Origin of the sequence: Streptomyces sp. NBC_00009, assembly GCF_045040855.1 — a bacterium.
Lineage (GTDB): Bacteria > Actinomycetota > Actinomycetes > Streptomycetales > Streptomycetaceae > Streptomyces > Streptomyces aureus.
On the sequence record NZ_CP108312.1, the window covers coordinates 6,150,072 to 6,176,588 of the forward strand.

A 26,517-nucleotide genomic window follows, 5' to 3' on the forward strand; every position below is an offset into this window, starting at 1 on the left:
AGCCGCAGCGGCCCGAGGCGTCAGGTGACCGCGCTCAGCGTGTCCGCGAGGCGGCGCCGGGCCGCCCGCGCCGCCGGGAGCGCGGCCAGCGCGGCGGCACCGAGAACCGCGGCCGCGCCGAACAGCACGAGCAGAGCGGGGGACGGCGACCGGGCGATTCCGGCGCCGATGCCGCTCGACCGTCCCTGGGCGTCGATCAGCCAGTGCCCGAGGGGCAGACCAAGGGCCGTACCGGTGAGCGCGGCGGCCAGGGCGGTGCACCCCGTCGCCGTCACCGCGACCGCCGTGATCTGCCGTGGCGACAGGCCGATCGCCTTGAGGGCGAGCAGATCCCGTTCCCCTTCGCGCACCGTGCCGCCGATCGCGGTCAGCAGCTCGATGAGCCCGATCAGGGCGAGGACGGCGATCAGCCCGATGACCACTCCGCGCAGCGGCGAGAGCCCGTTGGCCGGGTTGGTCACGGAGTGGACGTCAAGGCGTCCCCGTGAGGACTCCGCCAGCTCGGCACCGACCTCGGCGGGATCCGCGCCGGGGCGCAACTGGAGCTGGTAGAGCGTGGGCCGCAGCTGCGGATCGTTCTCCCGCAGTGTGTCGAGCGAGGTGGAGATGGTCCGGCCACCGTTCTCCGGCTCGATGTTGCGGCCCACGATGTGCAGTATCTGAGGGCGCCCGCCCACCGTCATCCGCACCCAGTCACCGACGCGTACGTCCAGCGCGTCGAGGAGCCCCTGTCCGGCCACCGCCTCGTCGGGGCCGCGCGCCGGGCGGCCCTCGGCCAGCGTGAAGGGGTACGGGTTCCGGTTCGTGCCCAGGCCGCGCAGCGCGATCGTGCCGGTCTGGCCCGGGACGAGGGCCGTCACCTCGATGCCCGGATGGACGGCGGCGACCTGCCGGTTCCCGGCGAGCAGGGCCCGTGCCCCGGAATCGCCCAGGCCCTCGTCGGCGCGGGCGGTGAGCGCGGCGGCGAGGCCGAGCTGCTGCGGCTCGTCGTGAAACCGGTCGATGGTCGTCCAGGCGCTCAGGGCGACCACGATCAGGAGCAGCGGTAGCGCGAGGCGGGCGATGGTGGACAGCGAGCGCGGCCGCCGCGTGAACGCCTTGTGCCAGCCGAGGACCAGCGCGGGCGGCAGCCGCAGCCCCAGTGCCCCGCGCGCCACGCCGGACAGGCGTCCGCCCGGCGGCGCCGCGGCCCGCAGCACCGGCGCCGAAGGCACCCGCCCGGCCCGCCACGCGGCGAGTCCCGTCATGGCACCGATGAACAGCACCGCGGCCGCCGGCACCCCGAACAGGGCCGTCGTGTGCCCCGGCAGCCCCTGCCACATGCCGACCGCGTCGCCGAGCCGTCCCGGGACGCGGCTGCCCAGCGTCTGGGTGAGGGCCGTGGCCACCGCGGCCCCGAGCAGGGCGTACGCCAGGTGCTGGATGAGGAAGATGCGCACCACCTGGGCGGGCGTGAAGCCGATGGCCTTCAGGACCGAGATGTCGCGCAGATGGCCGCGGATACGGGTTTCGATGGCGCCGTACACGGCGAGCGCGGCGGCGACCAGGGCGCCCAGGCCGAAGAGGCCGAGCACCTGGCCGAGCAGCCGGTTGCCGCCCTGCGCCTCGGCGCGGGCCTGTTGCCAGTTGGAGACCTGGGTGACCGCTCCGGCGCCCAGGGTCGTGACGGCGCGTTGCACCGCGTAGTCCGTGTCGTCGGGGTCGGCGAGGCGCAGCCCGATGACCTGGCCCGCGCGCCCGTCGGTCCGCCGGACGACGGACGGTGGCGCCCAGACGAGGCCGGACCGCTCCCCGGGGCTGTAGCCGGGCTCGGCGCTTTCGGCGATGCCGAGAACGGTCAGGGTCCGCGCGGTGCCGGGCAGCGTCAGGGTGTCGCCGGGCTCGGCCCACAGCGCGCGGGCGAGGCCGCGTTCGAGGACGACTCCGTCCGGTGTGCCCGGGTCCAGCCAGCGGCCCGAGGTGAGCAGCGGGCGCCCGGTGGTGGGTGGCCCGCCGGCGGCGCCGCGCAGTTCGACGGAGGCTCGGGTGCCGCGTGACTCGACGGTCGCCGCGGCGCTCCGGTACGGCCCCGAGACGGACTCGACGCCGGCAAGCCGCGCCAGGCTGCCCGCGTCGCTGGAGGCTCCGGTGTGGATCCACACATGGGCGCCCCGGGACTGGGCGAAGACGCGCTGCCAGGGGTTGGTGGCGTACCCGAAGAGGGCCGCGGCGAGGAGCAGCGAGGTGACGATCCCGGCGGTGGCGAGCACGATGAACAGCGCCTCACCACGATGCGTACGCAGATCGGCATGCGCCCAGCGCAGGGTGGCCCGCACGCCCTCAGCCCCTCGGCCCGAGATCGCGTACGACGGGGCGGCGCGCCTTCAGCAGGCTACGCACGGCCCGGGGGCTCGTCGGTGGGTGGCCGGGCGCGGCGGAGTGGCTCGTCGGGGGGTGGGTGGGCACCTGGGGTCAGTCCTTCAGTTCCAGTACGCCGGAGATGCCGGTGCCGCGTGGCGGTGTGCCGCCCAGCTCGGCGTCGTCGGCTATCCGGCCGTCGAAGAAGCTGATCACCCGGTCCGCGGCGCTCGCGAGCCGTGCGTCATGGGTGACCAGCACAATCGTCTGACCGCGTTGGTGGAAGCGGGACAGCAGGCGCATCACCTCGCGCCTTCCCTTGCTGTCCAGGCTGCCTGCGGGCTCGTCGGCGAGGAGCAGGGACGGGTGGTTGACCAGGGCCCGGGCCAGCGCGACGCGCTGCTGCTCGCCGCCGGACAGCTCGCCCGGCATGCTGCGCTCCTTGCCCTCCAAGCCCAGCTCGGCCAGGAGCTTCTCGCGCTCGGCGCGCGCCTGCTTCGGCGAGGTCCCGGCGAGCAGCGCGGGCAGCTCGACATTGTCGGCTACCGACAGGTTGGAGACGAGGTTGAAGAACTGGAAGACGATGCCGATCCGGCGCCGGCGCTCCACCGCCCAGCGCGCCTCGCTGTAGGAGTCGGTGGACTCGCCGCCGAGGCGGATGCTGCCACTGTCCGGCCGCTGGAGCCCGCCGAGCAGATGCAGCAGTGTCGACTTCCCGGCGCCGGAAGGTCCGGTGACGGCGACGAACTCGCCCTGCCGTACGCAGAGATCGACACCACGTACGGCATAGGCGGGAGAGCCCTCGCCGTAGTGGGTCTTGACCAGGCCCTCGGCCTCAAGCAGGGGAGGCAGAGCAGAAGGGCTGTCGTTCACTCCAGCTCCTCCAGCTCTTCCTGGCACCGCTCGAGCCAGTCGAGATCGGCCTGCAGATGCAGCATCGCGCCCTCGATCAGCAGATGGGAGATGCGGTTGTCCCGATTCTCGGCCGCGGACAGCTTCGACAGGGTGCGCATGGTGTTGAGGTACTGGCGCCGCTGCTTGTTGATCAGGGCGATCTGGTCGGCGAGACCGGTCTGCGGGGCGAGCGCGAGCTTCATGAAGAACTCGTCCCGTACCCGCGGCTCGTCCGCCGTCTCCTCGTACCAGGCGTGCAGCGCTTCGCGCCCGGCATCGGTGAGGTGGTAGATCTTCTTGTTGGGCCGGCTCGACTGCTCGACTTCCTCGCCCTCGATCAGTCCCGACTTCTCGAGGCGGCCGAGCGTGACGTATATCTGGCCGACGTTCGGCTGAGGGTACGCGGAGCCGAGGAGTTGCTCAAGGTCCTGCTTGAGCTCGTAGCCATGGGCCGGTCCGCGGGCCAGGAGAGCCAGGAGGGGCAGCCGCACTCGTGCTCTCCTCCTCGCATCCTCGTATTGTGCTCCAGGCCCTAGTATCGCCCATACCTAACGGGTATACATGGCCCCTGACGCATGGCGAAGGTGCCGGGCGCCGGTGTACAGGGAGGAACCTATGCGGTGGATACGTGCCGCGGGTAGGGGCCTCCTCGTTGCCGCCGTGGTCCTGGCCGGGTACGTCACCTCGGGAACCCAGGCCGCCGACGGGGCGCGTGGCGGCGGGCGCGGCCCCCTCACGCTGGCGACCGCGGGAGACCTCACCGGCTATCTGGGCCCGCTGCTCGAAGGCTGGAACCGCACACACCCCGGCGAGAAGGTCACCCTCGTCGAACTCCCGGACTCCGCCGACGAGACCCACGCGCAGATGGCCACCGATCTGCGCTCGGGCGACAGCCGCTTCGACGTGCTCAACATCGATGTCGCCTGGACCTCGGAGTTCGCCGCCGCGGGCTGGATCTCCCCGCTGCGGCGCGACCGCTTCCCGCTGAAGAGCTTCCTGCCGCCGGTCGTGGACACGGCGACGTACGACGGAAAGCTGTACGCGGTGCCCTACGTCACCAACGCCGGGCTGCTCCTGTACCGCAAGGACGTCCTGGCCAAGGAGGACGTCGCGCCGCCGCGCACCTGGGCCGAGCTGGAACGGGCGGCGAGGACCATCGCCCCCAAGTACGGACTCGACGGATACGCGGGTCAGTTCCTGCCCTACGAAGGGCTCACCGTCAACGCTGCCGAGGCCGTCTACTCGGCGGGTGGCACGATCCTCGGCGACGAGGGCGAGCGCGTCACCGTGAACTCCACGGCGGCCCGCGAGGGCATCGGTTTCCTCGCCCGCGGGGTGCGCGAGGGCTGGATCCCGAAGCAGGCCCTGACGTACAAGGAGGAGGAGTCCCGGCAGGCCTTCCAGTCCGGCCGGCTGCTCTTCCTGCGTAACTGGCCGTACGCGTACGTGAGCGCGTCCGGCCGGAACTCCGAGGTCGCGGGGAAGGTCGGCGCCGTACCGCTGCCGGGGCCCGACGGGCCCGGGATGAGTGTGCTCGGCGGCTCGAACCTAGCCGTCAACTCCCATGCGCGCAACGCCGATTCGGCCGCCCGCCTCATCGCGTATCTCACCAGCGACCGGGTGCAGCGGCAGGTGCTCACGCGCGGCGCGCTGCCGCCCGTGCGGGCCGCGCTCTACCGGGACCCCGGCCTTGTCCGGAAGTTCCCGTATCTGCCGACACTGCGCGCGAGCGTGCTCTCGGCGGCGCCGCGCCCCAAGAGCCCTCGCTACGACCAGGTGAGTCTGGCCGTGCAGGCCGTCGTCCATGACGCCATGACCGGGCACCAGACGCCCGAGGCGGCGGTGCGGCGCCTTGCCCGGGAGCTTGCGGACATCTCGCACCGGGGCTGAAGCGCGACTCTCAGGGGCCGGCCTCGCTCGGCTAGTTACATGTTAGGTATCCGAGGCGGGCCTCAGAGGCTCCAAGGGCCTCAAAACTCCGGACATTACGGCACAACTCATCGCCGCTTTCTGCCTACTCGTTGACACCCCTGCGACACGTCTACTTAACATGCATGCATAACCGCTCGGGTCCGTCGGCTCTCGGCCGTACACCCCCTCGCGCACCTTCGCGCGTCTTCGCGCACTTCCCAGCACTTCACGTAGACAGGTCAACGGGTCATGCTCACAGCCCCGGCCGGCGACGGCCTCGCGCGCCTCCACACGCACCACTGGTGGCGGGACGCAGTGATCTATCAGGTGTACGTCCGCAGCTTTCTGGACAGCACTGGGGACGGCGTCGGCGATCTCGCCGGCGTCAGGGCAGGGCTGCCGTATCTGAAGAAGCTCGGCGTCGACGGCATCTGGCTGAGCCCCTTCTACCCCTCGCCCCAGCACGACCACGGCTACGACGTCGCCGACTACTGCGACGTGGACCCGCTCTTCGGCGACCTCGCCGAGTTCGACCTGCTGATGACCGACGCGCGGCGCCTGGGCGTCAGGGTGCTCCTGGACATCGTCCCCAACCACTGCTCCAGTGAGCACGACTGGTTCCGCGAGGCGCTCACCGCGGAGCCCGGCAGCGCGGCGCGCGCCCGCTTCCACTTCGCCGAGGGCCGCGGCCCGCACGGCGACGAGCCGCCCAACAACTGGCACGCCATGTTCGGCGGCCCCGCCTGGACCCGCGTCACCGAGCCGGACGGCACCCCCGGCCGGTGGTACCTGCACATGTTCACGCCCGAGCAGCCGGACCTGAACTGGCGCAATCCCGAGGTCGGCGCCCATTTCGAGCACGCGCTGCGGTTCTGGCTGGACCGGGGCGTCGACGGCTTCCGCATCGATGTGGCCGCCGGGCTCTTCAAACACCCCGACCTGCCGGACTCGCCGGACCCCGAGGCCGACGCCCGCACCCGCGACTCGGTCAACCCCCTCGCCTGGAACCAGCCCGAGGTGCACGATGTGTGGCGGCAGTGGCGGGCGGTGTGCGAGGAGTACACCGCCCGTGACGGCCGCGAGCGCCTCCTCGTCGGCGAGGTCTCCGTGCCGACCGCCCGCGAACACGCCCAGTACGTACGCCCCGACGAACTCCACCAGGCGTTCTTCTTCGACCTGTTGGGCGCGCCCTGGGACGCGGACGCCTTCCACAAGGTCATCGACGAGGCGATGCGGGACATCGCGGGCACGGGCTCCACGGTCACCTGGGTGCTCAACAACCACGACCAGGTCCGCACGGTCACCCGGTACGGCGAGTCCGGCACCGAGGGCAGCGGTCTCGGCGCCACTCGCGCCCGGGCCGCGGCGCTGCTGATGCTGGCGCTGCCCGGAGCCGCGTACATCTACCAGGGCGAGGAGCTCGGCCTTCCCGAGGTCGACGATCTGCCCGACGAGGTCCTTACCGACCCGATCTTCCACCGCACCGGAAGCCGGGCCCGGATCCGCGACGGCTGCCGGGTGCCGCTGCCGTGGTCGGGGCACAGCTCCCCGTTCGGCTTCACCTCCGGGGCCGAGAGCGCCAAGCCGTGGCTGCCGCAGCCCGCGTGGTTCGCCGAGCACGCCACCGACCGCGCGCTCGCCGACACCCGCTCCTTCTGGCACCTCTACCGCGACGGCCTCCAACTGCGCGCCGGGCTGCCCCAGTTGGGCGAGGGCACCCTGCGCTGGCTGGACACGCCGCCCGAGGTCCTCGCCTTCGTCCGCGGCGACGGCCTCGTCTGCGCCGTCAACTTCGGTACCGCCCCGGTGCCCGCACCCGTCTCCGGCGCCCCGCTGCTGTCCAGCGGGCCGTGCCCGACCGGCGTCCTTCCCGGCTCCACCGCCGCCTGGTGGATCAGCGACTGCACCAACCCCTGACCGTCGACCGATGCGACACCCGGTCAACTCCTTCAGCCCGTCAACTCCTTTGCCCCCGAAGGGACATCAACGATGATGCGACGACGTATCACGCTCGCGAGCTGCACCGCCCTCACCCTGGCCATGGGCGCCACCGCCTGCGGCGGTGGCGAGGTCACCGCCGGTGGTGGTGACAAGTCGCTCGGCGGCCAGACGATCAACGTCGCCGGCGTCTGGTCCGGCAGTGAGCAGAAGAACTTCCAGAAGGTGCTCGACGCCTTCGGCGAGAAGACCGGGGCCAAGGTCCAGTTCGTCTCCACCGGTGACAACGTCTCCACCGTCGTCGGCAGCAAGATCGAGGGCGGCAACGCCCCCGACGTGGTGATGGTCCCGCAGGTCGGCGTCCTCCAGCAGTTCGCGAAGAAGGGCTGGCTCAAGCCCCTCTCCAAGACGACCGAGCAGGCCGTCGACACCAACTACGCGAGCGTGTGGAAGAAGTACGGCAGCGTCGACGGCTCCCTCTACGGCCTGTACTTCAAGGCCGCGCACAAGTCGACCGTCTGGTACAGCCCCGACGCCCTCGACCAGGCCGGCGTCAAGCCCCCGAAGACGTACGACGAGATGCTCAAGGCGGGCGGGACGGTCTCCGACTCGGGCCTCGCCGCCTTCTCTGTCGCGGGACAGGACGGCTGGACCCTCACCGACTGGTTCGAGAACATCTACCTCTCGCAGGCCGGGCCCGAGAAGTACGACCAGCTCGCCGCGCACGAGATCAAGTGGACCGACCCGTCCGTGGTCGAGGCGCTCACCACCCTCGGCAAGCTCTTCAAGGACGAGCAGCTGATCGCGGGCGGCCGCAAGCAGGCCCTGAGCACCGACTTCCCGGGCTCCGTCGAGAAGGTCTTCGGGCCCGAGCCCAAGGCAGGCATGGTCTACGAGGGCGACTTCGTGGCCGGTGTCGCCAAGGACCAGTTCGGCAAGAAGATCGGCCAGGACGCCGACTTCTTCCCCTTCCCCCCGGTCGACGGCGGCAAGGCGCCCGTGGTCAGCGGCGGTGACGCGGCGGTCGTCCTGAAGGACGGCAAGAACCAGAAGGGCGCCATGAAGTTCCTGGAGTACCTGGCGACCCCCGAGGCGGCGGCCGTCTGGGCCGAGGCGGGCGGCTTCCTCTCCCCGAACAAGAAGCTCGACCTCGCCTCGTACGGCGACGGCATCACCCGCGAGACCGCCAAGTCCCTTGTCGGCGCCGGGGATTCGGTCCGCTTCGACATGTCAGACCAGGCCCCGGCGGCCTTCGGCGGCACCAAGGGCATGGGTGAGTGGAAGCTCCTCCAGGACTTCCTGCGCGACCCGTCGGACCCGAAGGCCACGGCGCAACAGCTCGAAGCCGCGGCGGCCAAGGCGTACCAGGGCTGATCGCCATGACCGCCACTCCCGTCGAAGCCCCGAGCACCTCGGGCCCCCCGAGTCCCCACAGCGCCCCGGCCGTGAAAGCTCGCAGCCGCAGGCGCCGCGGGCGGATCGTCGCCGTCGCCTTCGTCCTGCCCGCGCTGCTCCTGCTCGGCGCCCTCGTCGTCTACCCCGTGTTGTTCTCGGCGGGCCGCAGCTTCTTCGATGCCTCCGGGACGAAGTTCGTCGGCGGCGACAACTACACCGAGATGTTCCGCGACCCGGCCACGCTCAAAGCCCTGCGCAACAGCGTCATCTGGGTTGTCGTCGCCCCGGCCCTGCTCACCGGGCTCGGTCTGATCCTCGCCGTCCTGGTCGAGAAGATCCGCTGGGCCACCGCGTTCAAGCTGCTGCTGTTCATGCCCATGGCGGTCTCGTTCCTCGCCGCGGGCATCATCTTCCGGCTCGCGTACGACGAGGACCCCGACAAGGGGGTCCTGAACGCCGCCGTGGTCGGCGTGCACGACGCCTTCAAGGGCACCTCCTCCTACCCGACCGCGCATGCCCGCGACGGTCAGGGCCTGACCAGGGGCACCGACGGCTCGTACCGTACGACCGCCACGGCCTCCCCCGGCCACACGGTCGGTCTCGGGCTCGTCGGTGTGGCACCCAAGGACCTGCCCAAGGGCGCCGAGCCCGCGTATGCGGCGGCCGGGCGGACGGCCGGCGCGCGTGAGCTGCGCGGTGTCGTCTACCTGGACTTCACGCCCGGCGGGGGAGGGGAGCAGGGCAAGACCGACAAGGGCGAGAGCGGGCTGCCGCGGCTGAAGGTCGAGGCGGTGCAGGACGGGAAGGCGGTCGCGAGCGCCACCACCGGGGCCGACGGCTCCTTCGCCTTCAAGGGGCTCGACCCCGGGGCGACGTACACCGTGCGGCTGCCCGCGAAGAACTTCGCGCCGCCCTACGAGGGCGTCTCCTGGCTGGGCCCCGCCCTCGTCACCCCGGCCATCATCGGCGCGTATCTGTGGATCTGGACGGGCTTCGCTATGGTGCTCATCGGCGCCGGGCTCGCCGCGCTGCCGCGCGACGCCCTGGAGGCGGCCCGGATGGACGGCGCCAGTGAGTGGCAGGTCTTCCGCCGGATCACCGTGCCGCTGCTCGCGCCCGTCCTCACCGTGGTCTTCGTGACCCTGGTGATCAACGTGATGAAGGTCTTCGACCTCGTCTACATCATCGCGCCGGGGCCCGTGCAGGAGGACGCCACGGTCCTCGCCACCCAGATGTGGCTCGTCTCCTTCGGCGGCGGCAACAACCAGGGCCTCGGCAGCGCCCTCGGCATGCTTCTGCTGCTCCTGGTGATCCCCGCGATGGTGTTCAACGTCCGCCGCTTCCGCAGGAGTCAGTCATGACCGTCACCACTCCCGACCGGCAGGCCGTGGCGCCGGACAAGGAACGGGCGGCCGTCGCCTCCGCCGCACGCCCCCGCTCCAAGGGCCGGATCGGCCGGTGGCTCGGCAGCGGCCTGGTCCAGGCGTTCCTCGTCGTCATCGCGCTGATCTGGATCACCCCGCTCGCCGGCCTCTTCCTCTCCTCGCTGCGCTCCGCCCAGGACACCGCGCGCGGCGGCTGGTGGACCTCCCTGAGCAGCCCGGCACAGCTCTCCTTCGACAACTACTCGGCGCTGCTCGCCAATGCCGGGATGACGAAGGCGTTCTGGAACACCGTCCTGATCTCGGTACCCGCCACCGTCCTCGTCGTCGTCATCGCGGCCCTCGCCGCGTACGCCTTCGCGTGGCTGGAGTTCCCAGGCCGGGACGCGCTGTTCCTGCTCGTGGTGGCGCTTCTCGTGGTGCCGATGCAGATCGGCCTGCTGCCGGTGGCCAAGCTCTTCGGTGCCCTTGGCCTGTTCGGCACCATCCCGGGCGTGGTGCTCTTCCACGTGGCCTACGGGCTGCCGTTCGCCGTCTTCCTGCTGCGCAACTACTTCGCCGAGATGCCGAAGGAGATGCTGGAGGCGGCGCGGATGGACGGCGGCACCGAGTGGCGGATCTTCACGCAGCTCGTGCTGCCGGTGGGGCGTCCGGCCATCGCCAGCCTGGCGATCTTCCAGTTCCTCTGGGTGTGGAACGACATGCTGGTGGCCCTGCTCTTCGCCGACAGTTCGTCGCAGCCGCTGACCGTGGAACTGCAGTCGCAGATCCGGCAGTTCGGCAGCAACATCGATGTGCTCGCGCCCGGTGCGTTTGTCTCGCTGGTCGTTCCGGTGGTCGTGTTCTTCGCGTTCCAGCGGCACTTCGTGCAGGGGGTGATGGCGGGCTCCGTCAAGTAAGCCCGCGCATACGAGAGTTGCCCTCACGTACGGGAGTTGCCCGCAGGCGGCAACGCGCCGCGGCCCGGTCCTCGTGGAGGAGGACCGGGCCGCGGCGCGTGTACGTTCCCGCGGCGACGCCGGCTGTCAGGCCGACGCCGGCGGATACAGCGAGCGCGGAAGCTGCGAGGCCGCCGCTGAGTCGAGCAGCCACAGCGTGCGCGAGCGGCCGTACGCGCCCGCGGCCGGCGCCTGGATCTCGCCCGCGCCGGACAGTGCGATCGCCGCGGCCTCCGCCTTGTCCTCGCCCGCCGCGAGCAGCCACACCTCGCGCGCGGCCCGGATCGCCGGGAGCGTGAGCGAGATGCGGTTGGGCGGCGGCTTCGGCGCACCGTGCACACCGACGACGGTGCGCTCGGTCTCCCGGACCGCCGGCAGCTCGGGGAAGAGCGACGCGACATGCGTGTCCGGGCCGACCCCCAGCATCAGGACGTCGAACGTCGGCACCGGACCGTGGTCCTCCGGCCCCGCTGCGGCGGCCAGTTCGGCGGCGTACACCTGCGCGGCGGCGTCCACCTCGTACGGGCCGTCCGAAGCCGGCATCGGGTGCACCCGGTCCGGGTTCAGCGGCACCGAGTCGAGGAGCGCCTCGCGCGCCTGCGTGTAGTTCCGCTCGGGGTCGCCGTCCGGCAGGAACCGCTCGTCGCCCCACCACAGGTCGAGGCGCGTCCAGTCGACCGCGTCCCGGGCGGGAGCGGCCGAGAGGGCGGCCAGGAGTCCGTTGCCGTTGCGCCCGCCCGTCAGGACGATGGACGCGTAGCCGCGGGCGGCCTGGGCGTCCACGATCTTCGTGATGAGCCGGGCCGCGGCGGCCTGCGCCATCAGCTCCTTGTCGCGGTGCACCACCAACTGGGGTGCCGTGGTCATCACTTGGCGGCCGCCTTCGAAGCGGACTTCTTGGCGGCGGACTTGGCGGGCGCCTTCTTGGCCGCCGCCTTCTTCGCGGGGGCGGGAGCGGACGTGGTGGCCGGTGCGGCCGCGTCGGCCGCGGGCTCCTGCCCGTCCGTCGCCGTCGCCCGGTCCGCCGGGTCGCCGAGCCGGTCCACGCCGAACTTCAGCGCGGCCGCGTACGTGTCGTCCGGGTCGAGACGGCGCAGCTCCTCCGCGATCAGCTCGGACGTCTCGCGGCGCTTGAGCGCCACCGCGCGGTCCGGCTGGCCCTGGATCGACAGCGTGGCCAGCGAGCCGTCCGGGCGGTCGAGCACGATGGCGCCGCAGTCCGTCTGCATGCGCACGGCCGTCAGGCCGGGGCCCGACGACAGCGACCGCTTGACCGGCACGTCGAGCCGGCCCGCGAGCCACATGGCGAGCAGCTCGCAGCTCGGGTTGAACTCCTCGCCCTCCACCTCCACCGAGTTGACCTTGCAGACCACCTGGTCGAGAGCGGCGGCGAGCATGGAGCGCCACGGCGTGATCCGGGTCCACGACAGGTCCGTGTCACCGGGCGTGTAGGCGCCGGCGCGGGCCTCCAGCTCGTCATTGGGCTGCTCCGCCGCGTACGTGTCCGTCACGCGGCGCTGGGCGAGCGCGCCCAGCGGGTCCTTGGCCGGGTCGAGCGGCGCGTTCACCGGCCACCAGGCCACGACCGGGGCGTCCGGCAGGAGCAGCGGCAGGACGACCGACTGGGCGTGGTTGATGACCTCGCCGTACAGCCGCAGGACGACCGTCTCGCCGGTCCCCGCCTCCGCGCCGACCCGCACCTCGGCGTCGAGCCTCGACGTCGTGCGGTCGCGCGGCGAACGGGAGACGCGCTTGATGACCACGAGGGTCCGCGAGGGGTGCTCGCGGGACGCCTCGTTGGCGGCCTTCAGCGCGTCGTAGGCGTTCTCCTCGTCGGTCACGATGACGAGGGTGAGCACCATGCCGACGGCGGGGGTGCCGATGGAGCGGCGGCCCTCCATGAGCGCCTTGTTGATCTTGCTGGACGTGGTGTCCGTGAGGTCGATCTTCATGGCCGGCGCCAGCTCCGTCCGTCTCGTGCGAGCATCTCGTCCGCCTCGGCGGGCCCCCACGTGCCGGACGGGTACTGGGCCGGCTTGCCGTGCTTGTCCCAGTACTTCTCGATCGGGTCGAGGATGTTCCAGGACAGCTCGACCTCCTCCGTGCGCGGGAAGAGGTTCGAGTCGCCGAGCAGGACGTCCAGGATCAGCCGCTCGTACGCCTCCGGGCTCGACTCCGTGAACGACTCGCCGTACGCGAAGTCCATCGACACGTCCCGGATCTCCATGGAGGTGCCGGGCACCTTGGAGCCGAAGCGGACCGTGATGCCCTCGTCCGGCTGGACGCGGATGACGATCGCGTTCTGGCCGAGCTCCTCCGTCGCCGTGTGGTCGAAGGGGGAGTGGGGCGCGCGCTGGAAGACGACGGCGATCTCGGTGACGCGGCGGCCGAGGCGCTTGCCGGTGCGCAGATAGAAGGGGACGCCCGCCCAGCGGCGGTTGTCGACCGACAGCTTGATGGCCGCGTAGGTGTCGGTCTTCGACTTGGGGTCGATGCCGTCTTCCTGGAGGTAGCCGACGGCCTTCTCGCCGCCCTGCCACCCGGCCGCGTACTGGCCGCGGACCGTGTGCGCGCCGAGGTCCTTGGGCAGCCGGACGGCGCCGAACACCTTGGCCTTCTCGGCGACGAGCGCGTCCGCGTCGAAGGAGGCGGGCTCCTCCATGGCGGTGAGCGCCATGAGCTGGAGGAGGTGGTTCTGGATGACGTCACGGGCGGCGCCGATGCCGTCGTAGTAGCCGGCGCGGCCGCCGATGCCGATGTCCTCGGCCATCGTGATCTGCACGTGGTCGACGTACGACCGGTTCCAGATCGGCTCGAACATGGTGTTGGCGAAGCGCAGGGCCAGGATGTTCTGGACGGTCTCCTTGCCGAGGTAGTGGTCGATCCGGAACACCTGGTCCGGGGCGAACACCTCGTGCACGATCGCGTTCAGTTCCCTGGCCGACTCCAGGTCGTGGCCGAACGGCTTCTCGATGACCGCGCGGCGCCACGAACCCTCGGGCGCGTCCGCGAGGCCGTGCTTCTTCAGCTGCTGCACGACCTGCGGGAAGAACTTGGGGGGCACGGAGAGGTAGAAGGCGAAGTTGCCGCCCGTCCCCTGCGCCTTGTCGAGCTCCTGCATCGTCGTCTTCAGGCGCTCGAAGGCGTCGTCGTCGTCGAAGTTGCCCTGGACGAAGCGCATGCCCTGGACGAGCTGCTGCCAGACCTCCTCGCGGAACGGCGTACGCGCGTGTTCCTTGACCGCGTCGTGCACCTCCTGCGCGAAGTCCTCGTCCTCCCATTCGCGTCGGGCGAAGCCGATCAGTGAGAAGCCCGGCGGAAGCAGACCCCGGTTGGCGAGGTCATAAACGGCGGGCATCAGCTTTTTACGGGACAAATCGCCCGTGACACCGAAGATGACCAGGCCCGACGGCCCCGCGATACGCGGGAGCCGTCGGTCTGCGGCGTCACGGAGCGGGTTCGCTCCATGAACTGGGGTCAAGATCTCAGCCCTCCGAAGGGGCGAGGCGCTGGAGCTCCGCCTCGGTCGACTTGAGCAGGTCGTTCCAGGACGCCTCGAACTTGTCGACGCCCTCGTCCTCGAGCACCTGCACGACGTCGTCGTACGAGATGCCGAGCTTCTCGACAGCCGCGATCTCCGTGCGGGACTGGTCGTACGTCCCGGCGATCGTGTTGCCGGTGATCTCACCGTGGTCGGCGGTCGCGTCGAGCGTGGCCTCCGGCATGGTGTTGACGGTGCCGGGCGCGACCAGGTCCACGACGTACAGGGTGTCCTTGTACGCCGGGTCCTTCACGCCGGTCGACGCCCACAGCGGGCGCTGCCTGTTGGCCTGCGCCTTGTCGAGCGCGGCAAAGCGGTCGGAGGAGAAGACCTCCTCGTACGCCTCGTACGCCAGCCGGGCGTTGGCCAGGGCGGCCTTGCCCTTGAGCGCCTTGGCCTCGTCGGTACCGAGGGCGTCCAGGCGCTTGTCGATCTCCGAGTCCACACGGGACACGAAGAAGGACGCCACCGAGTGGATCTTGGAGAGGTCCAGGCCCGCGGCCTTCGCCTTCTCCAGACCCGCCAGGTACGCGTCCATGACCTCGCGGTAGCGCTCCAGCGAGAAGATCAGCGTCACGTTCACGCTGATGCCCTTGCCGATGACCTCGGTGATCGCGGGCAGGCCCGCCTTCGTCGCCGGGATCTTGATGAGCGTGTTCGGGCGGTCCACCAGCCAGGCCAGCTGCTTGGCCTCGGCGATCGTGGCCGCCGTGTTGTGGGCAAGGCGCGGATCGACCTCGATCGACACGCGGCCGTCCTGGCCCTCGGTCGCGTCGAAGACCGGACGCAGGATGTCGGCGGCGTCACGGACGTCCGCCGTCGTGATCATGCGGATGGCCTCGTCGACGGTGACCTTGCGGGCGGCGAGGTCGGCGAGCTGCTGCTCGTAACCGTCACCGTGCGAGATCGCCTTCTGGAAGATCGACGGGTTGGTCGTGACGCCCACGACGTGCTGCTGGTCGATCAGCTCGGCAAGGTTGCCGGAGGTGATCCGCTTGCGCGACAGGTCGTCCAGCCAGATCGCGACGCCCTCTTCGGAGAGGCGCTTCAGTGCGTCTGTCATGGAAAATGCATCTCCTACGTGTCGTATATGAGCGTCAGCGCTGGGCTGCGGCGAGGGATTCCCGGGCGGCCGCGGCCACGGCGTCACCAGTGAAGCCGAACTCCCGGAAGAGGACCTTGCCGTCGGCGGAAGCACCGAAGTGCTCCAGCGAAACAATCCGTCCGGCGTCACCGACGAAGCGGTGCCACGTCAGACCGATACCGGCCTCGACCGCGACGCGCGCCTTGACCGACGGCGACAGGACCGAGTCCTTGTAGTCCTGGTCCTGCTCGTCGAACCACTCCACCGACGGCATGGACACGACCCGCGTCGGGATCCCCTCGGCCTGAAGCTGCTCACGCGCCTCGACGGCGAGCTGCACCTCGGAACCGGTACCGATGAGGATCACCTGCGGCGCGGCGCTCTGCCCTTCGGGCCCTTCGGCGTCGAGCAGGACGTAACCGCCCTTGGCCGCGTCCTCGTTCGCCTCGTACGTCGGCACGCCCTGACGGGTCAGCACGAGGCCGTGCGGAGCGCCCTTGCCGAACACCTTCGTGTACCGCTTGAGGATCTCGCGCCAGGCGATCACGGTCTCGTTGGCGTCCGCGGGGCGGACGACGTTCAGACCGGGGATCGCGCGCAGCGCCGCCAGGTGCTCGACCGGCTGGTGCGTCGGACCGTCCTCGCCCAGACCGATCGAGTCGTGCGTCCACACGTACGTGACCGGCAGGTGCATCAGGGCCGACAGGCGGACCGAGTTGCGCATGTAGTCGGAGAACACCAGGAAGGTGCCGCCGTAGATACGGGTGTTGCCGTGCAGCGCGATGCCGTTCATCTCGGCGGCCATCGAGTGCTCGCGGATGCCGAAGTGGATCGTGCGGCCGTACGGGTCGGCCTCCGGCAGCGGGTTGTCCGCCGGCAGGAACGACGACGTCTTGTCGATCGTCGTGTTGTTCGAGCCCGCCAGGTCGGCGGAGCCGCCCCACAGCTCGGGGATGACCGGGCCGAGCGCCTGGAGGACCTTGCCGGACGCGGCGCGGGTGGCGACACCCTTGCCGGTCTCGAAGGTCGGCAGGTGCGACTCCCAGCCCTCGGGCAGGTCGGTCGCCTCGATGCGGTCGTACTCGGCGGCGCGCTGCGGGTTGGCCGTGCGCCAGGCGGCGTACGACTTCTCCCACTCGGCCTTCGCCTCGCGACCGCGGTCCAGGGCCTCACGCGTGTGCGCGATGACCTCGTCGGCGACCTCGAACGACTTCTCCGGGTCGAAGCCGAGCACACGCTTGGTGGCCGCGACCTCGTCGTCGCCGAGCGCCGAGCCGTGCGCGGCCTCGGTGTTCTGCGCGTTCGGCGCGGGCCAGGCGATGATCGAGCGCATCGCGATGAAGGACGGACGCTCCGTCTCGGCCTTCGCGGCCTCGATCGCGGCGAACAGGGCCGCCGGGTCCAGGTCGCCGTTCTCCTTCGGCTCCACGCGCTGCACGTGCCAGCCGTAGGCCTCGTACCGCTTCACGGTGTCCTCGGAGACCGCGGTCTCCGTGTCACCCTCGATCGAGATGTGGTTGTCGTCCCACAGCAGGACCAGGTTCCCGAGCTTCTGGTGCCCGGCCATCGAGGACGCCTCGGCGGAGATGCCCTCCTGGAGGCAGCCGTCGCCGGAGATCGCGAAGATGTGGTGGTCGAACGGGGAGGTGCCGGGGGCCGCCTCCGGGTCGAACAGTCCGCGCTCGAAACGGGCGGCCATCGCCATGCCCACGGCGTTGGCGACACCCTGGCCGAGCGGCCCGGTCGTCGTCTCCACGCCCGTGGTGTGCCCGTACTCCGGGTGCCCCGGGGTCTTGCTGCCCCAGGTGCGGAACGCCTTCAGGTCATCGAGCTGGAGACCGAAACCGGCCAGGTACAGCTGGATGTAAAGGGTCAGGGACGAGTGTCCCGCGGACAGTACGAACCGGTCGCGCCCGACCCAGTCGGCGTCCGCCGGGTCGTGCCGCATCACCTTCTGAAAGAGGGTGTACGCGGCCGGTGCCAGGCTCATCGCCGTACCCGGATGGCCGTTACCGACCTTCTGTACGGCGTCCGCGGCCAGGACACGAGCGGTGTCAACGGCCCGCTGGTCCAACTCGGTCCACTGGAGGTCTGTGGTGGTCGGCTTGGTGCTCACCCTGGGTCAGGGCTCCTCTCCACATGTCGAATGCCGGTGATGATGGGCTCACCGGCTGTTGTCGAGCCTACCCCTGCGAGTACGCGCATTTTTTCGACTCAATCCAGACTGCCGGGCCGTGCCGGAATCCGCCTCCTGACAGGCATCCGCGCCGCTCGACAAGTGAATGCGCGACCGCTCATCTGGGGTGCTCCGAAACACGAACCCACCCCCACGAAGAGCCAGGTATAGGCAACGTCTACAGTGGCGTGGTACGCGCGAGCCTTTACCGGGACTTCACATCCGGGGGCTTGCTGGGAGTCTCTGTCAGGGGTGTGCGTGACGGCCGTCGAATCCCGTCCAGCGGGGCAACTCGGGACGAGCATCAGCCCGAGCCAACGGCCGTTCGGGGCCCGGGTCAAGGCATTCGTGGCGCTGACCAAGCCGCGGATCATCGAACTGCTGCTGATCACCACGGTTCCGGTCATGTTCCTCGCGCAGCAGGGTGTGCCGGACCTGAAGCTGGTGTTCCTCACCTGCCTCGGCGGCTACCTCTCCGCGGGCGGCGCCAACGCGCTGAACATGTACATCGACCGTGACATCGACGCGCTCATGGAGCGCACGTCGCAGCGTCCACTGGTCACCGGAATGGTCAGCCCCCGGGAGTGTCTCGCCTTCGGCATCGCCCTCGCGGTCATCTCCACGCTGCTGTTCGGGCTGACCGTCAACTGGCTGTCCGCCTGGCTCTCGCTCGGCGCGCTCCTCTTCTATGTGGTCGTCTACACGATGATCCTGAAGCGCCGCACCTCGCAGAACATCGTCTGGGGCGGCATCGCCGGCTGCCTGCCGGTCCTCATCGGCTGGTCCGCGGTCACGAACTCGATGTCGTGGGCCCCGGTCATCCTCTTCCTCGTCATGTTCTTCTGGACGCCGCCGCACTACTGGCCGCTGTCCATGAAGGTCAAGGACGACTACGCGCGCGTGGGCGTGCCGATGCTGCCCGTCATCGCCTCGAACAAGGTGGTCGCGAAGCAGATCGTCATCTACAGCTGGGTGATGGTCGCCGTCTCCCTGCTCCTGACGCCGCTCGGCTACACCGGCTGGTTCTACACCGCGGTCGCCCTGCTCGCCGGCGGGTTCTGGCTGTGGGAGGCGCACGGGCTGCAGAACCGGGCCAAGGCCGAGGTGGCGGGCGCGAAGCTCAAGGAGATGCGCCTGTTCCACTGGTCGATCACCTACGTCTCGATCCTCTTCGTGGCGGTCGCGGTGGACCCCTTCCTGCGCTGACCCACCCAGGAACCTTTCCGACGGGCGGGGGGAGTGGCCAAGGCCACGCCCCCCGCCCGTCGCCAGTTGATCTACCTCTCAGTAGCATCCTGTCCATGGCAGACACTCAAGCGGTTGACGACCCGAAGCCGGCGGCGAAGGACGAGCGCAGGGCCGCCCGGCTCGCCCGGGAGATCGGGACGTTCTCCAAGCAGCACGGCGGGGCCGAGGGGCAGCTCGCGTACCTCGGGGAGCGCGGCACGCTCATCGCGCTCGTCGGCGAGGACGGCGGCTGGGGCAACCTCGTGGCACCTTCCGACGCCATCGCCCGCAAGGCCGTCGAGAAGGCCGGGATCACCGTCCGCGAGGACTTCGACGGCGAAATGGCCGCCAAGGTGAAGACCGGACCGTACGAGTGGACCCGCATGGCGGGCATCCAGGGCCCGAGCAACAAGTAGCCGCCCGTCCAATGCGTCAGGTGTACGAGACCAACACCTGACGCGGGTTTCACCCGTTAGGACCGTAGAAGCACGGTCCATCTACGGGAGCCCGGATGATCGATACGCCATCCCTCGTGGACCAGTACTGCCACGGGGTACTGCGGACGGAACTCGGCCTCGGCACGTTCGAGGCCCATCTCGGCCGGGGCGACCGCCCGCCCGCCCCCGGCACCACCTTCTTCGACACCCAGACCGGCTTCGCCGTACGCCGCTGGTGTCCGCCGCTCCTCGGCCTCGAGCCGCACTGCCCACCCGCCCGCTACCTCGCGCGCCGCCGCGAGCTGGGCGTCGTGGAGTCGGGCCGCAGACTGCTGCGGGGCAGCGGCATCACCACGTATCTGGTCGACACGGGACTGCCGGGCGACCTCACCGGGCCGCGCGAGATGGCCTCGGCGGGCGACGCCGACGCGCACGAGATCGTCCGCCTCGAACTCCTCGCCGAGCAGGTCGCCGACACCTCGGGCACCGTCGAGTCGTTCCTCGCCAACCTCGCCGAGTCCGTGCACGCCGCCGCCGCGAACGCCGTCGCGTTCACCTCCGTGGCGGGCGTACGGCACGGCCTCGCGCTCGCGCCACAACCGCCGGGACCCGGCGAAGTACGGGGGGCGGCGGGGCGCTGGCTCGCCGCCCGCCGCGTCGGCGGACCCCTCACCGACCCCGTGCTCCTTCGCCACCTTCTGTGGATCGCGGTGGCCTCGGGCCGGCCGCTGCAACTCCACGCGGGCCTCGGCGAACCCGGCCTGCGCCTCGACCGCACCGACCCGGTCCTGCTCACCGACTTCGCCCGCGCCACGGCGGGACTCGGCACCGACCTGATCCTGCTGCACGGCTACCCGTACCACCGGCACGCGGCGCACCTCGCCGGCATCTTCCCGCACGTGTACGCGGACCTCGGCCCGGCGCTCGCCCGTACCGGGGCCCGCGCGGCGGCGGTACTCGCGGAGATCCTCGAACTCGCCCCGTTCGGCAAGCTGCTGTTCTCAAGCGGCGCGCACGGCCTGCCGGAGCTGCATGTGGTGGGGGCGCGGCTGTTCCGCGAGGCGCTCGGGCGGGTGCTCGGCGGCTGGGTCGCGGAGGGCGCGTGGTCGCTCGCGGACGCGCAGCGGGTCGCCGGGATGATCGGCTCGGTGACGGCCCACCGGGTCTACGGCCTCAGCGGCACGGGCGCCGCGCGGGGCGGCTGACCCGGGCCACGGGCTGTTCGGTTCAGACGCGGGAGAGGGCCGGGTCCGCCTGGGCCGGGACCTCCGGCGTGCCCAGCGGGCGCTCCCGCAGCGACAGCAGGACCCGCAGGACCCCGATCCACACGAGGGCCGAGCCCAGCATGTGCAGGCCGACGAGGACCTCGGGCAGGTCGGTGAAGTACTGGACGTAGCCGATGACGCCCTGCGCGAGCAGTACGAGGAACAGGTCGCGGGTGCGGTGCAGGGGGCCCTTGGGGGCGTCGACCGCCTTGAGGACGAACCACAGGGCGAACGTCAGCGTCACCACGATCCAGGCCAGGACCGCGTGCGCCTTGCTGATGGTCTCCCAGTCGAGCGGCATGCGCGCCACGTCGCTGGAGTCGCCGGCGTGCGGGCCCGAGCCCGTCACCACCGTGCCGACCATGATCAGCGCCACCGTGGCCGCCGTCAGGATCCAGACGAGCTGCCGTACCGCCTTGCCGACGAGGGGACGCGGCTCGGCGTCACCCTCACGGGTGCGCTGCCACATCACCGTGGCGACCGCGATCAGCGCGGTGGACAGCAGGAAGTGGGCCGCGACCGTGTACGGGTTGAGGCCGACGAGGACGACGATGCCGCCGAGGACGGCGTTGCCCATGACGAGCCAGAACTGGGTCCAGCCGAGCCGGGTCAGGCCGCGCCGCCACGGCTTCTGCGAACGGGCGGCGATGATCGCCCAGCCGACCGCGGCGCACAGGACGTACGTCAGCATGCGGTTGCCGAACTCGATGGCTCCGTGGAAGCCCATCTCGCTCGTCGCGGTGAGGGACTGGTCGGTGCACTTGGGCCACGTCGGGCAGCCGAGGCCCGAGCCGGTCAGGCGCACCGCGCCGCCGGTGACCACGATGACCACCGTCATGACGACGGCGGAGAGCGCGGCGCGCCGGACCGTCCGCTGAGCGGGGGTCCAGCGTTCGGCGATGAAGGCGAGCGGGTTGCGCACGGCTTGGGCGGCGTCGGCCGGGGTCACGTTTGGCACGGGGCCCATCGTAGGGCGCCGCTTGTGCATGCCTTCACGAGGGGGCCGATCCGGGACGATTGTGACGCCCCGCACGTGCCGTACGGACTACTCCCAGCGGAAGAAGCGCGCCGCGGCGCCCAGGCCGAGGACTGCCCAGACCGCGAGGATCCCGAGGTCGCCCCACGGCATCGCAGCGCCGTGCTGGAGAACGTCCCGCAGCCCGTCGGAGAGCGCCGAGATCGGCAGCAGGCCGAGGACGGACTGGGCCGCGTCCGGGAACTTGTCGAGCGGCACGATGACGCCGCCGCCGACGAGCAGGAGCAGGAAGACCAGGTTCGCGGCGGCCAGTGTCGCCTCCGCCTTGAGCGTGCCCGCCATCAGCAGGCCGAGCCCGGAGAACGCGGCCGTGCCGAGGACGAGCAGGAGCAGTGCCGCGAGCGGGTTGCCGTGCGGGGACCAGCCGAGCGCGAAGGCGATCACCGTTACGAGGATCACCTGGAGAACCTCGGTGACCAGCACGGACAGCGTCTTCGCCGTCATCAGGGCCCAGCGCGGCAGCGGCGAGGACGCGAGCAGCTTGAGCACGCCGTAGCGGCGCTCGAAGCCCGTCGCGATGGCCTGGCCGGTGAAGGCGGTCGACATCACGGCGAGCGCGAGGATGCCCGGGGTCAGGAAGTCCACGGCCTTCCCGTCGCCCGTGTCGACGATGTCGACCGCGCTGAACAGGACGAGCAGCAGGGTGGGGATGATGACGGTGAGCAGCAGCTGCTCACCGTTGCGCAGCAGCATCTTCGTCTCGAGGACGGCCTGCGCGCCGATCATGCGGGACAGCGGCGCGGCCCCCGACTTCGGCATGTACGTACCGGCGACACTCATCCGCGCAGCTCCCTGCCGGTCATTTCCAGAAAGACGTCTTCGAGGGTGTGGCGTTCGACCGAGATCTTCTCCGGCATCACACCGTGCTGCGCGCACCACGACGTCACCGTGGCGAGCAGCTGCGGGTCGACCTCGCCGCTCACGCGGTAGGAGCCCGGGGTGAGCTCGGCGGCCGCGGACTCCGTCGGGAGGGCCTTGAGGAGCGAGGCGACGTCGAGGCCGGGGCGTCCGGAGAAGCGCAGGGTGTTCTCGGCGCCGCCCCGGCACAGCTGCTCGGGGGAGCCCTGCGCGATGACGCGGCCCGCGTCGATGATCGCGACGTCGTCGGAGAGTGCCTCCGCCTCGTCCATGTGGTGCGTGGTGAGGATGACGGAGACGCCGTCGGCCCGCAGATCCCGTACGAGGTCCCAGGTCGCGCGGCGTGCCTGCGGGTCGAGGCCGGCGGTCGGCTCGTCCAGGAAGACGAGCTCGGGGCGGCCGACGACGGCCATGGCGAGCGCGAGGCGCTGCTGCTGACCGCCGGAGAGCCTGCGGTACGTGGTGCGGCCGCAGCTGCCGAGGCCAAGGCGCTCGATGAGCGCGTCCACGTCCAGGGGGTGCGCGTGGAGCTTCGCCACATGGCGCAGCATCTCGTCCGCGCGGGCGCCGGAGTAGACGCCTCCGGACTGGAGCATGACGCCGATCCGGGGGCGCAGTTCGCCGGACTGGCCGACGGGATCCAGGCCGAGGACCCGGACCGTTCCCGCGTCGGGACGGCGGTAGCCCTCGCAGGTTTCGATCGTGGTGGTCTTTCCGGCGCCGTTGGGGCCGAGGACGGCGGTGATGCCGGCCGAGGCCTCCAGATCGAGGCCGTCGACCGCGGTCTTGGTTCCGTACCGCTTGACCAGACTCTGGATCCGGACGACGGGCTCGCTTCGCATGAGCGCCAAGTCTAGGGACGCGCCGCGCGGCCCCGGCGGGCGGGGCCCATGGCGCTCAGGACCGGTGCCTCGCCAGCCATCCCTCGGCGTACGCGACGGCGTCGGCCACGGGGAAGAGCAGGGCGTCGGCCGCGCCGACCCGCCCGCGGACGACCCCGCAGTCGCGGGCGAAGGCCGCCCCGAGTTCGTCGAAGCCGTCCGCGCTGACGTCGACGTCGGTCACCGTCTCCCAGCGCCGGCCGTCGGGGGTGCGGACCGCGCGTCCCATCTCTGTCCTTGGGGAGGCGTTCCGGTACTCGGCGAGATGGAACGACGTACACGTGGCGAAGGTCGTGCCGAGGAGGAGCACGCGCGCGTCGTGTTCCTCCAGGCGGGCCAGCGGACTGTGCTCGCCGAGGGAGCAGTCGGTGGCGTGGCCGTCCGTGATCGCGGCGGCCCGCGGCCCGAGCGCCGCGAACGACGTCTGCGGGTGCGCGCTGCGCAGGGCCCCCGGCCAGCGGCGCACGGTCTCGGCGATCGCGCCCATGCCGTCACCGGGCGTGACGGCCGGGTCGTACGCAGGCATCGACGCGCGGATCTCGGCCCACCACTCCTCAGGTACCGGAGGCCTGCGCCACCGGGCGGGGTCGGAGTTGCTGCCGGTCTGCGTGGGGACGGTGAGCGTCCCGTTCGGGCCAAGCGCGTCGAGCAGACCCTGGACCACGGAAACGGCCCCTCCGCAGACCCAGCCGAGCGCGCTGAGGGAGGAGTGCAGGAGGAGGGTCTCGCCGGGGCGGACGCCGAGGGCGCGCAGGTCGGTGACGAGGGTGCCGCGTGTGACAAGTGGGCCGGTGGGAGGGGGTACGGGCATGGCCCGCAGTCTCCTCGGAAGGGCGTGGCGGCACCACCGAATTGATCGATCAAAGATCGTTTTCGCAGGTCAGCCGCGGGGTCTACTTAGGTCTGCCTAAGTGATGCAGTGCACCGGAGATCGTTCCGGACCCCGCTTGTCAGGCCTTGAGGAATTACGCAACAATGGCGTTGTGAAATACGTCGGCGAGGCTCAGGAGGCTCCCCAGGGAGCCCCGCAGGAGGAGATCGCGACCGGTGAGCGCTCGACGCGCAACCGGGTCGCCCGCTCCATCCTGGACCACGGCCCGTCCACCGTCGCCGATCTGGCCGGCCGCCTCGGTCTCACTCAGGCCGCCGTGCGCCGCCACCTGGACGCGCTGGCCGCCGACGAGGTCGTCGAAGCACGTGAACAGAAGATCTACGGAGCCCGTACGCGCGGCCGCCCCGCCAAGGTGTTCGCCCTGACGGACTGCGGCCGGGACGCCTTCGACCAGTCGTACGACACGCTCGCCGCCGACGCCCTGCGCTGGATCGCGCAGCGCGAGGGCGGGGAGGAAGCCGTCATCGCCTTCGCCCGCGCCAGGATCGCCGAGCAGGCCGGGGCGTACCGGGCGGCCGTCGAGTCCGCCGCCCCCGAGGAGCGTGCGGAAGCCCTCGCCAAGGCCCTGAGTGCCGACGGGTACGCTGCTACGGCGCGAAGCGCACCGGTCGGCGAGCAGCTGTGTCAGCACCACTGCCCGGTCGCACACGTCGCCGAGCAGTTCCCGCAGCTGTGCGAGGCGGAGACCGAGATCTTCTCCCAGCTGCTCGGCACACATGTGCAGCGGCTGGCCACCATCGCCCACGGCGACGGGGTGTGTACGACCTTCATTCCGAAGATCGCACCCAAGTCCACCGCCCCAAAAAACGACACAAACGCATCTGCAAGCACCGCCGGGAGGAACCCCGCATGACGCTCCCCATCGAGGAGACTGCCCACCCCGAGCTCGAGGGTCTGGGCAAGTACGAATACGGCTGGGCCGACTCCGACGCCGCCGGTGCCTCTGCCAAGCGCGGCATCAACGAGGGCGTCGTCCGCGACATCTCGGGCAAGAAGTCCGAGCCGGAATGGATGACCAAGCTCCGCCTCAAGGGCCTGCGCCTCTTCGACAAGAAGCCCATGCCGAACTGGGGCTCGGACCTGTCGGGCATCGACTTCGACAACATCAAGTACTTCGTGCGGTCCACCGAGAAGCAGGCCCAGTCCTGGGAGGACCTGCCCGAGGACATCAAGAACACGTACGACAAGCTCGGCATCCCCGAGGCGGAGAAGCAGCGCCTCGTCGCCGGTGTCGCGGCCCAGTACGAGTCCGAGGTCGTCTACCACCAGATCCGCGAGGACCTGGAGGAGCAGGGCGTCATCTTCCTGGACACCGACACGGCCCTGAAGGAGCACCCGGAGCTCTTCAAGGAGTACTTCGGCACGGTCATCCCGGTCGGCGACAACAAGTTCGCGTCGCTGAACACGGCCGTGTGGTCCGGCGGATCCTTCATCTACGTCCCCAAGGGCGTGCACGTCGAGATCCCGCTCCAGGCCTACTTCCGTATCAACACGGAGAACATGGGCCAGTTCGAGCGGACGCTGATCATCGTCGACGAGGACGCCTACGTCCACTACGTCGAGGGCTGCACGGCGCCGATCTACCAGTCGGACTCCCTGCACTCCGCGGTGGTCGAGATCATCGTGAAGAAGGGCGCCCGCTGCCGTTACACGACCATCCAGAACTGGTCGAACAACGTCTACAACCTGGTCACCAAGCGCGCCGTGGCGTACGAGGGCGCGACCATGGAGTGGATCGACGGCAACATCGGTTCCAAGGTCACCATGAAGTACCCGGCCGTCTACCTGATGGGCGAGCACGCCAAGGGCGAGACCCTGTCCATCGCCTTCGCAGGCGAGGGGCAGCACCAGGACGCCGGCTCCAAGATGGTCCACATGGCGCCCAACACCTCCTCCAACATCGTGTCGAAGTCGGTGGCCCGTGGCGGCGGCCGTACCTCGTACCGCGGTCTGGTCGAGATCGGCGAGGGCGCCCACGGCTCGAAGTCGAACGTGCTGTGCGACGCGCTGCTCGTCGACACGATCTCCCGCTCCGACACGTACCCGTACGTCGACGTCCGTGAGGACGACGTGTCCATGGGCCACGAGGCGACCGTCTCCAAGGTCTCCGACGACCAGCTCTTCTACCTGATGAGCCGCGGTATGACGGAGTTCGAGGCGATGGCCATGATCGTGCGCGGCTTCGTCGAGCCGATCGCGAAGGAGCTGCCCATGGAGTACGCCCTCGAGCTCAACCGGCTGATCGAGCTGCAGATGGAAGGCGCGGTCGGCTGACCCGCCGCCCGAAAAGCAGCCGCCAGATTTCTTGACGTAGGAAGAGAGCAC

22 protein-coding genes are annotated in these 26,517 nt (G+C 70.5%); 10 read left to right on the forward strand and 12 right to left on the reverse strand.

Annotation, left to right across the window (positions count from 1 at the left end):
* Positions 1 to 20 precede the first annotated feature (20 nt).
* The 3 genes from OHA58_RS27755 to OHA58_RS27765 all read right to left on the reverse strand — a co-directional run bounded on the left by OHA58_RS27755 (position 21) and on the right by OHA58_RS27765 (position 3,722).
* Positions 21 to 2,315: an ABC transporter permease gene (locus tag OHA58_RS27755; RefSeq protein WP_405482139.1), complete on the reverse strand. Its 2,295-nt coding sequence runs from the start codon at positions 2,313 to 2,315 to the stop codon at positions 21 to 23.
* Between the two features lie 136 nt (positions 2,316 to 2,451).
* On the reverse strand, positions 2,452 to 3,210 hold the full coding sequence (locus OHA58_RS27760) for an ABC transporter ATP-binding protein (protein WP_405482140.1): 759 nt from the start codon (positions 3,208 to 3,210) through the stop codon (positions 2,452 to 2,454).
* Entirely contained in the window at positions 3,207 to 3,722 is a 516-nt protein-coding gene (locus OHA58_RS27765) for a PadR family transcriptional regulator (protein ID WP_405482142.1), read from the reverse strand. The genes OHA58_RS27760 and OHA58_RS27765 overlap by 4 nt, the downstream gene beginning before the upstream one ends.
* A 124-nt stretch (positions 3,723 to 3,846) precedes the next feature.
* Here OHA58_RS27765 and OHA58_RS27770 point away from each other — a divergent pair, with 124 nt between their 5' ends.
* The 5 genes from OHA58_RS27770 to OHA58_RS27790 all read left to right on the forward strand — a co-directional run bounded on the left by OHA58_RS27770 (position 3,847) and on the right by OHA58_RS27790 (position 10,756).
* On the forward strand, positions 3,847 to 5,121 hold the full coding sequence (locus OHA58_RS27770; protein ID WP_405482144.1) for an ABC transporter substrate-binding protein: 1,275 nt from the start codon (positions 3,847 to 3,849) through the stop codon (positions 5,119 to 5,121).
* Positions 5,122 to 5,391: 270 nt separating this feature from the next.
* Entirely contained in the window at positions 5,392 to 7,059 is a 1,668-nt protein-coding gene (locus OHA58_RS27775; protein ID WP_405482145.1) for a glycoside hydrolase family 13 protein, read from the forward strand.
* Between the two features lie 72 nt (positions 7,060 to 7,131).
* Positions 7,132 to 8,454, forward strand: a complete 1,323-nt coding sequence (locus OHA58_RS27780; protein ID WP_405482146.1) for an ABC transporter substrate-binding protein — start codon at positions 7,132 to 7,134, stop codon at positions 8,452 to 8,454.
* 5 nt (positions 8,455 to 8,459) lie between these two features.
* The gene (locus tag OHA58_RS27785) at positions 8,460 to 9,836 is read left to right on the forward strand and encodes an ABC transporter permease subunit (protein WP_405482147.1); all 1,377 of its coding nucleotides are present in this window, start codon (positions 8,460 to 8,462) and stop codon (positions 9,834 to 9,836) included.
* On the forward strand, positions 9,833 to 10,756 hold the full coding sequence (locus tag OHA58_RS27790; RefSeq protein ID WP_405482149.1) for a carbohydrate ABC transporter permease: 924 nt from the start codon (positions 9,833 to 9,835) through the stop codon (positions 10,754 to 10,756). Before OHA58_RS27785 ends, OHA58_RS27790 begins: the two co-directional genes overlap by 4 nt.
* Before the next feature lie 126 nt (positions 10,757 to 10,882).
* On the opposite strand, the gene pgl is transcribed toward OHA58_RS27790, so the two are convergent.
* From pgl to tkt, 5 genes are read right to left on the reverse strand one after another with little or no spacing between them, the layout of a single operon-like run.
* Complete coding sequence (gene pgl / locus OHA58_RS27795) at positions 10,883 to 11,662, reverse strand: 6-phosphogluconolactonase (protein ID WP_405482151.1); 780 nt, start codon at positions 11,660 to 11,662, stop codon at positions 10,883 to 10,885.
* On the reverse strand, positions 11,662 to 12,747 hold the full coding sequence (gene opcA, locus OHA58_RS27800; RefSeq protein WP_405482152.1) for a glucose-6-phosphate dehydrogenase assembly protein OpcA: 1,086 nt from the start codon (positions 12,745 to 12,747) through the stop codon (positions 11,662 to 11,664). Before opcA ends, pgl begins: the two co-directional genes overlap by 1 nt.
* Positions 12,744 to 14,276 carry a glucose-6-phosphate dehydrogenase gene (gene zwf, locus OHA58_RS27805; protein WP_405482153.1) on the reverse strand — a complete coding sequence of 511 codons (1,533 nt, stop codon included), beginning with the start codon at positions 14,274 to 14,276 and terminating at the stop codon, positions 12,744 to 12,746. The genes opcA and zwf overlap by 4 nt, the downstream gene beginning before the upstream one ends.
* 4 nt (positions 14,277 to 14,280) lie before the next feature.
* Complete coding sequence (tal, locus tag OHA58_RS27810; protein ID WP_405482154.1) at positions 14,281 to 15,399, reverse strand: transaldolase; 1,119 nt, start codon at positions 15,397 to 15,399, stop codon at positions 14,281 to 14,283.
* Between the two features lie 34 nt (positions 15,400 to 15,433).
* Positions 15,434 to 17,536: a transketolase gene (tkt, locus tag OHA58_RS27815; RefSeq protein ID WP_405482156.1), complete on the reverse strand. Its 2,103-nt coding sequence runs from the start codon at positions 17,534 to 17,536 to the stop codon at positions 15,434 to 15,436.
* Positions 17,537 to 17,848: 312 nt separating this feature from the next.
* Here tkt and OHA58_RS27820 point away from each other — a divergent pair, with 312 nt between their 5' ends.
* The 3 genes from OHA58_RS27820 to OHA58_RS27830 all read left to right on the forward strand — a co-directional run bounded on the left by OHA58_RS27820 (position 17,849) and on the right by OHA58_RS27830 (position 20,465).
* Positions 17,849 to 18,802 carry a heme o synthase gene (locus OHA58_RS27820; protein ID WP_326713584.1) on the forward strand — a complete coding sequence of 318 codons (954 nt, stop codon included), beginning with the start codon at positions 17,849 to 17,851 and terminating at the stop codon, positions 18,800 to 18,802.
* A 95-nt stretch (positions 18,803 to 18,897) separates the two neighbouring features.
* Entirely contained in the window at positions 18,898 to 19,239 is a 342-nt protein-coding gene (locus OHA58_RS27825; RefSeq protein WP_405482158.1) for a hypothetical protein, read from the forward strand.
* Between the two features lie 95 nt (positions 19,240 to 19,334).
* Positions 19,335 to 20,465, forward strand: a complete 1,131-nt coding sequence (locus OHA58_RS27830) for an amidohydrolase family protein (protein WP_405482160.1) — start codon at positions 19,335 to 19,337, stop codon at positions 20,463 to 20,465.
* 22 nt (positions 20,466 to 20,487) lie between these two features.
* Here the strand turns inward: OHA58_RS27830 and OHA58_RS27835 are convergent, their stop codons facing one another.
* The 4 genes from OHA58_RS27835 to OHA58_RS27850 are packed head-to-tail and all read right to left on the reverse strand — an operon-like array spanning position 20,488 to position 24,111.
* Complete coding sequence (locus OHA58_RS27835) at positions 20,488 to 21,513, reverse strand: COX15/CtaA family protein (RefSeq protein WP_405482161.1); 1,026 nt, start codon at positions 21,511 to 21,513, stop codon at positions 20,488 to 20,490.
* 57 nt (positions 21,514 to 21,570) lie between these two features.
* On the reverse strand, positions 21,571 to 22,341 hold the full coding sequence (locus OHA58_RS27840; RefSeq protein WP_405482162.1) for an ABC transporter permease: 771 nt from the start codon (positions 22,339 to 22,341) through the stop codon (positions 21,571 to 21,573).
* The gene (locus OHA58_RS27845) at positions 22,338 to 23,261 is read right to left on the reverse strand and encodes an ABC transporter ATP-binding protein (RefSeq protein ID WP_405482163.1); all 924 of its coding nucleotides are present in this window, start codon (positions 23,259 to 23,261) and stop codon (positions 22,338 to 22,340) included. The genes OHA58_RS27840 and OHA58_RS27845 overlap by 4 nt, the downstream gene beginning before the upstream one ends.
* 55 nt (positions 23,262 to 23,316) lie before the next feature.
* Positions 23,317 to 24,111, reverse strand: coding sequence for an aminoglycoside N(3)-acetyltransferase (locus OHA58_RS27850; protein WP_405482164.1), 795 nt, complete (start codon positions 24,109 to 24,111; stop codon positions 23,317 to 23,319).
* Positions 24,112 to 24,283: 172 nt separating this feature from the next.
* On the opposite strand from OHA58_RS27850, the gene OHA58_RS27855 reads away from it, so the two are divergent.
* On the forward strand, positions 24,284 to 25,045 hold the full coding sequence (locus tag OHA58_RS27855; protein WP_405482166.1) for a helix-turn-helix transcriptional regulator: 762 nt from the start codon (positions 24,284 to 24,286) through the stop codon (positions 25,043 to 25,045).
* Complete coding sequence (gene sufB, locus OHA58_RS27860) at positions 25,042 to 26,466, forward strand: Fe-S cluster assembly protein SufB (RefSeq protein WP_405482167.1); 1,425 nt, start codon at positions 25,042 to 25,044, stop codon at positions 26,464 to 26,466. The genes OHA58_RS27855 and sufB overlap by 4 nt, the downstream gene beginning before the upstream one ends.
* The last annotated feature ends 51 nt before the right edge of the window (positions 26,467 to 26,517 follow it).

Excerpts from the sequence above, each read along its gene's own strand:
- OHA58_RS27770 (WP_405482144.1), top strand. The coding sequence starts at position 3,847 with ATGCGGTGGATACGTGCCGCGGGTAGGGGCCTCCTCGTTGCCGCCGTG.
- OHA58_RS27775 (WP_405482145.1), top strand. The coding sequence starts at position 5,392 with ATGCTCACAGCCCCGGCCGGCGACGGCCTCGCGCGCCTCCACACGCAC.
- OHA58_RS27780 (WP_405482146.1), top strand. The coding sequence starts at position 7,132 with ATGATGCGACGACGTATCACGCTCGCGAGCTGCACCGCCCTCACCCTG.
- OHA58_RS27785 (WP_405482147.1), top strand. The coding sequence starts at position 8,460 with ATGACCGCCACTCCCGTCGAAGCCCCGAGCACCTCGGGCCCCCCGAGT.
- OHA58_RS27790 (WP_405482149.1), top strand. The coding sequence starts at position 9,833 with ATGACCGTCACCACTCCCGACCGGCAGGCCGTGGCGCCGGACAAGGAA.
- pgl (WP_405482151.1), bottom strand. The coding sequence starts at position 11,662 with ATGACCACGGCACCCCAGTTGGTGGTGCACCGCGACAAGGAGCTGATG.
- opcA (WP_405482152.1), bottom strand. The coding sequence starts at position 12,747 with ATGAAGATCGACCTCACGGACACCACGTCCAGCAAGATCAACAAGGCG.
- tal (WP_405482154.1), bottom strand. The coding sequence starts at position 15,399 with ATGACAGACGCACTGAAGCGCCTCTCCGAAGAGGGCGTCGCGATCTGG.
- OHA58_RS27825 (WP_405482158.1), top strand. The coding sequence starts at position 18,898 with ATGGCAGACACTCAAGCGGTTGACGACCCGAAGCCGGCGGCGAAGGAC.
- OHA58_RS27830 (WP_405482160.1), top strand. The coding sequence starts at position 19,335 with ATGATCGATACGCCATCCCTCGTGGACCAGTACTGCCACGGGGTACTG.
- OHA58_RS27835 (WP_405482161.1), bottom strand. The coding sequence starts at position 21,513 with ATGCACAAGCGGCGCCCTACGATGGGCCCCGTGCCAAACGTGACCCCG.
- OHA58_RS27840 (WP_405482162.1), bottom strand. The coding sequence starts at position 22,341 with ATGAGTGTCGCCGGTACGTACATGCCGAAGTCGGGGGCCGCGCCGCTG.
- OHA58_RS27845 (WP_405482163.1), bottom strand. The coding sequence starts at position 23,261 with ATGCGAAGCGAGCCCGTCGTCCGGATCCAGAGTCTGGTCAAGCGGTAC.
- OHA58_RS27850 (WP_405482164.1), bottom strand. The coding sequence starts at position 24,111 with ATGCCCGTACCCCCTCCCACCGGCCCACTTGTCACACGCGGCACCCTC.
- sufB (WP_405482167.1), top strand. The coding sequence starts at position 25,042 with ATGACGCTCCCCATCGAGGAGACTGCCCACCCCGAGCTCGAGGGTCTG.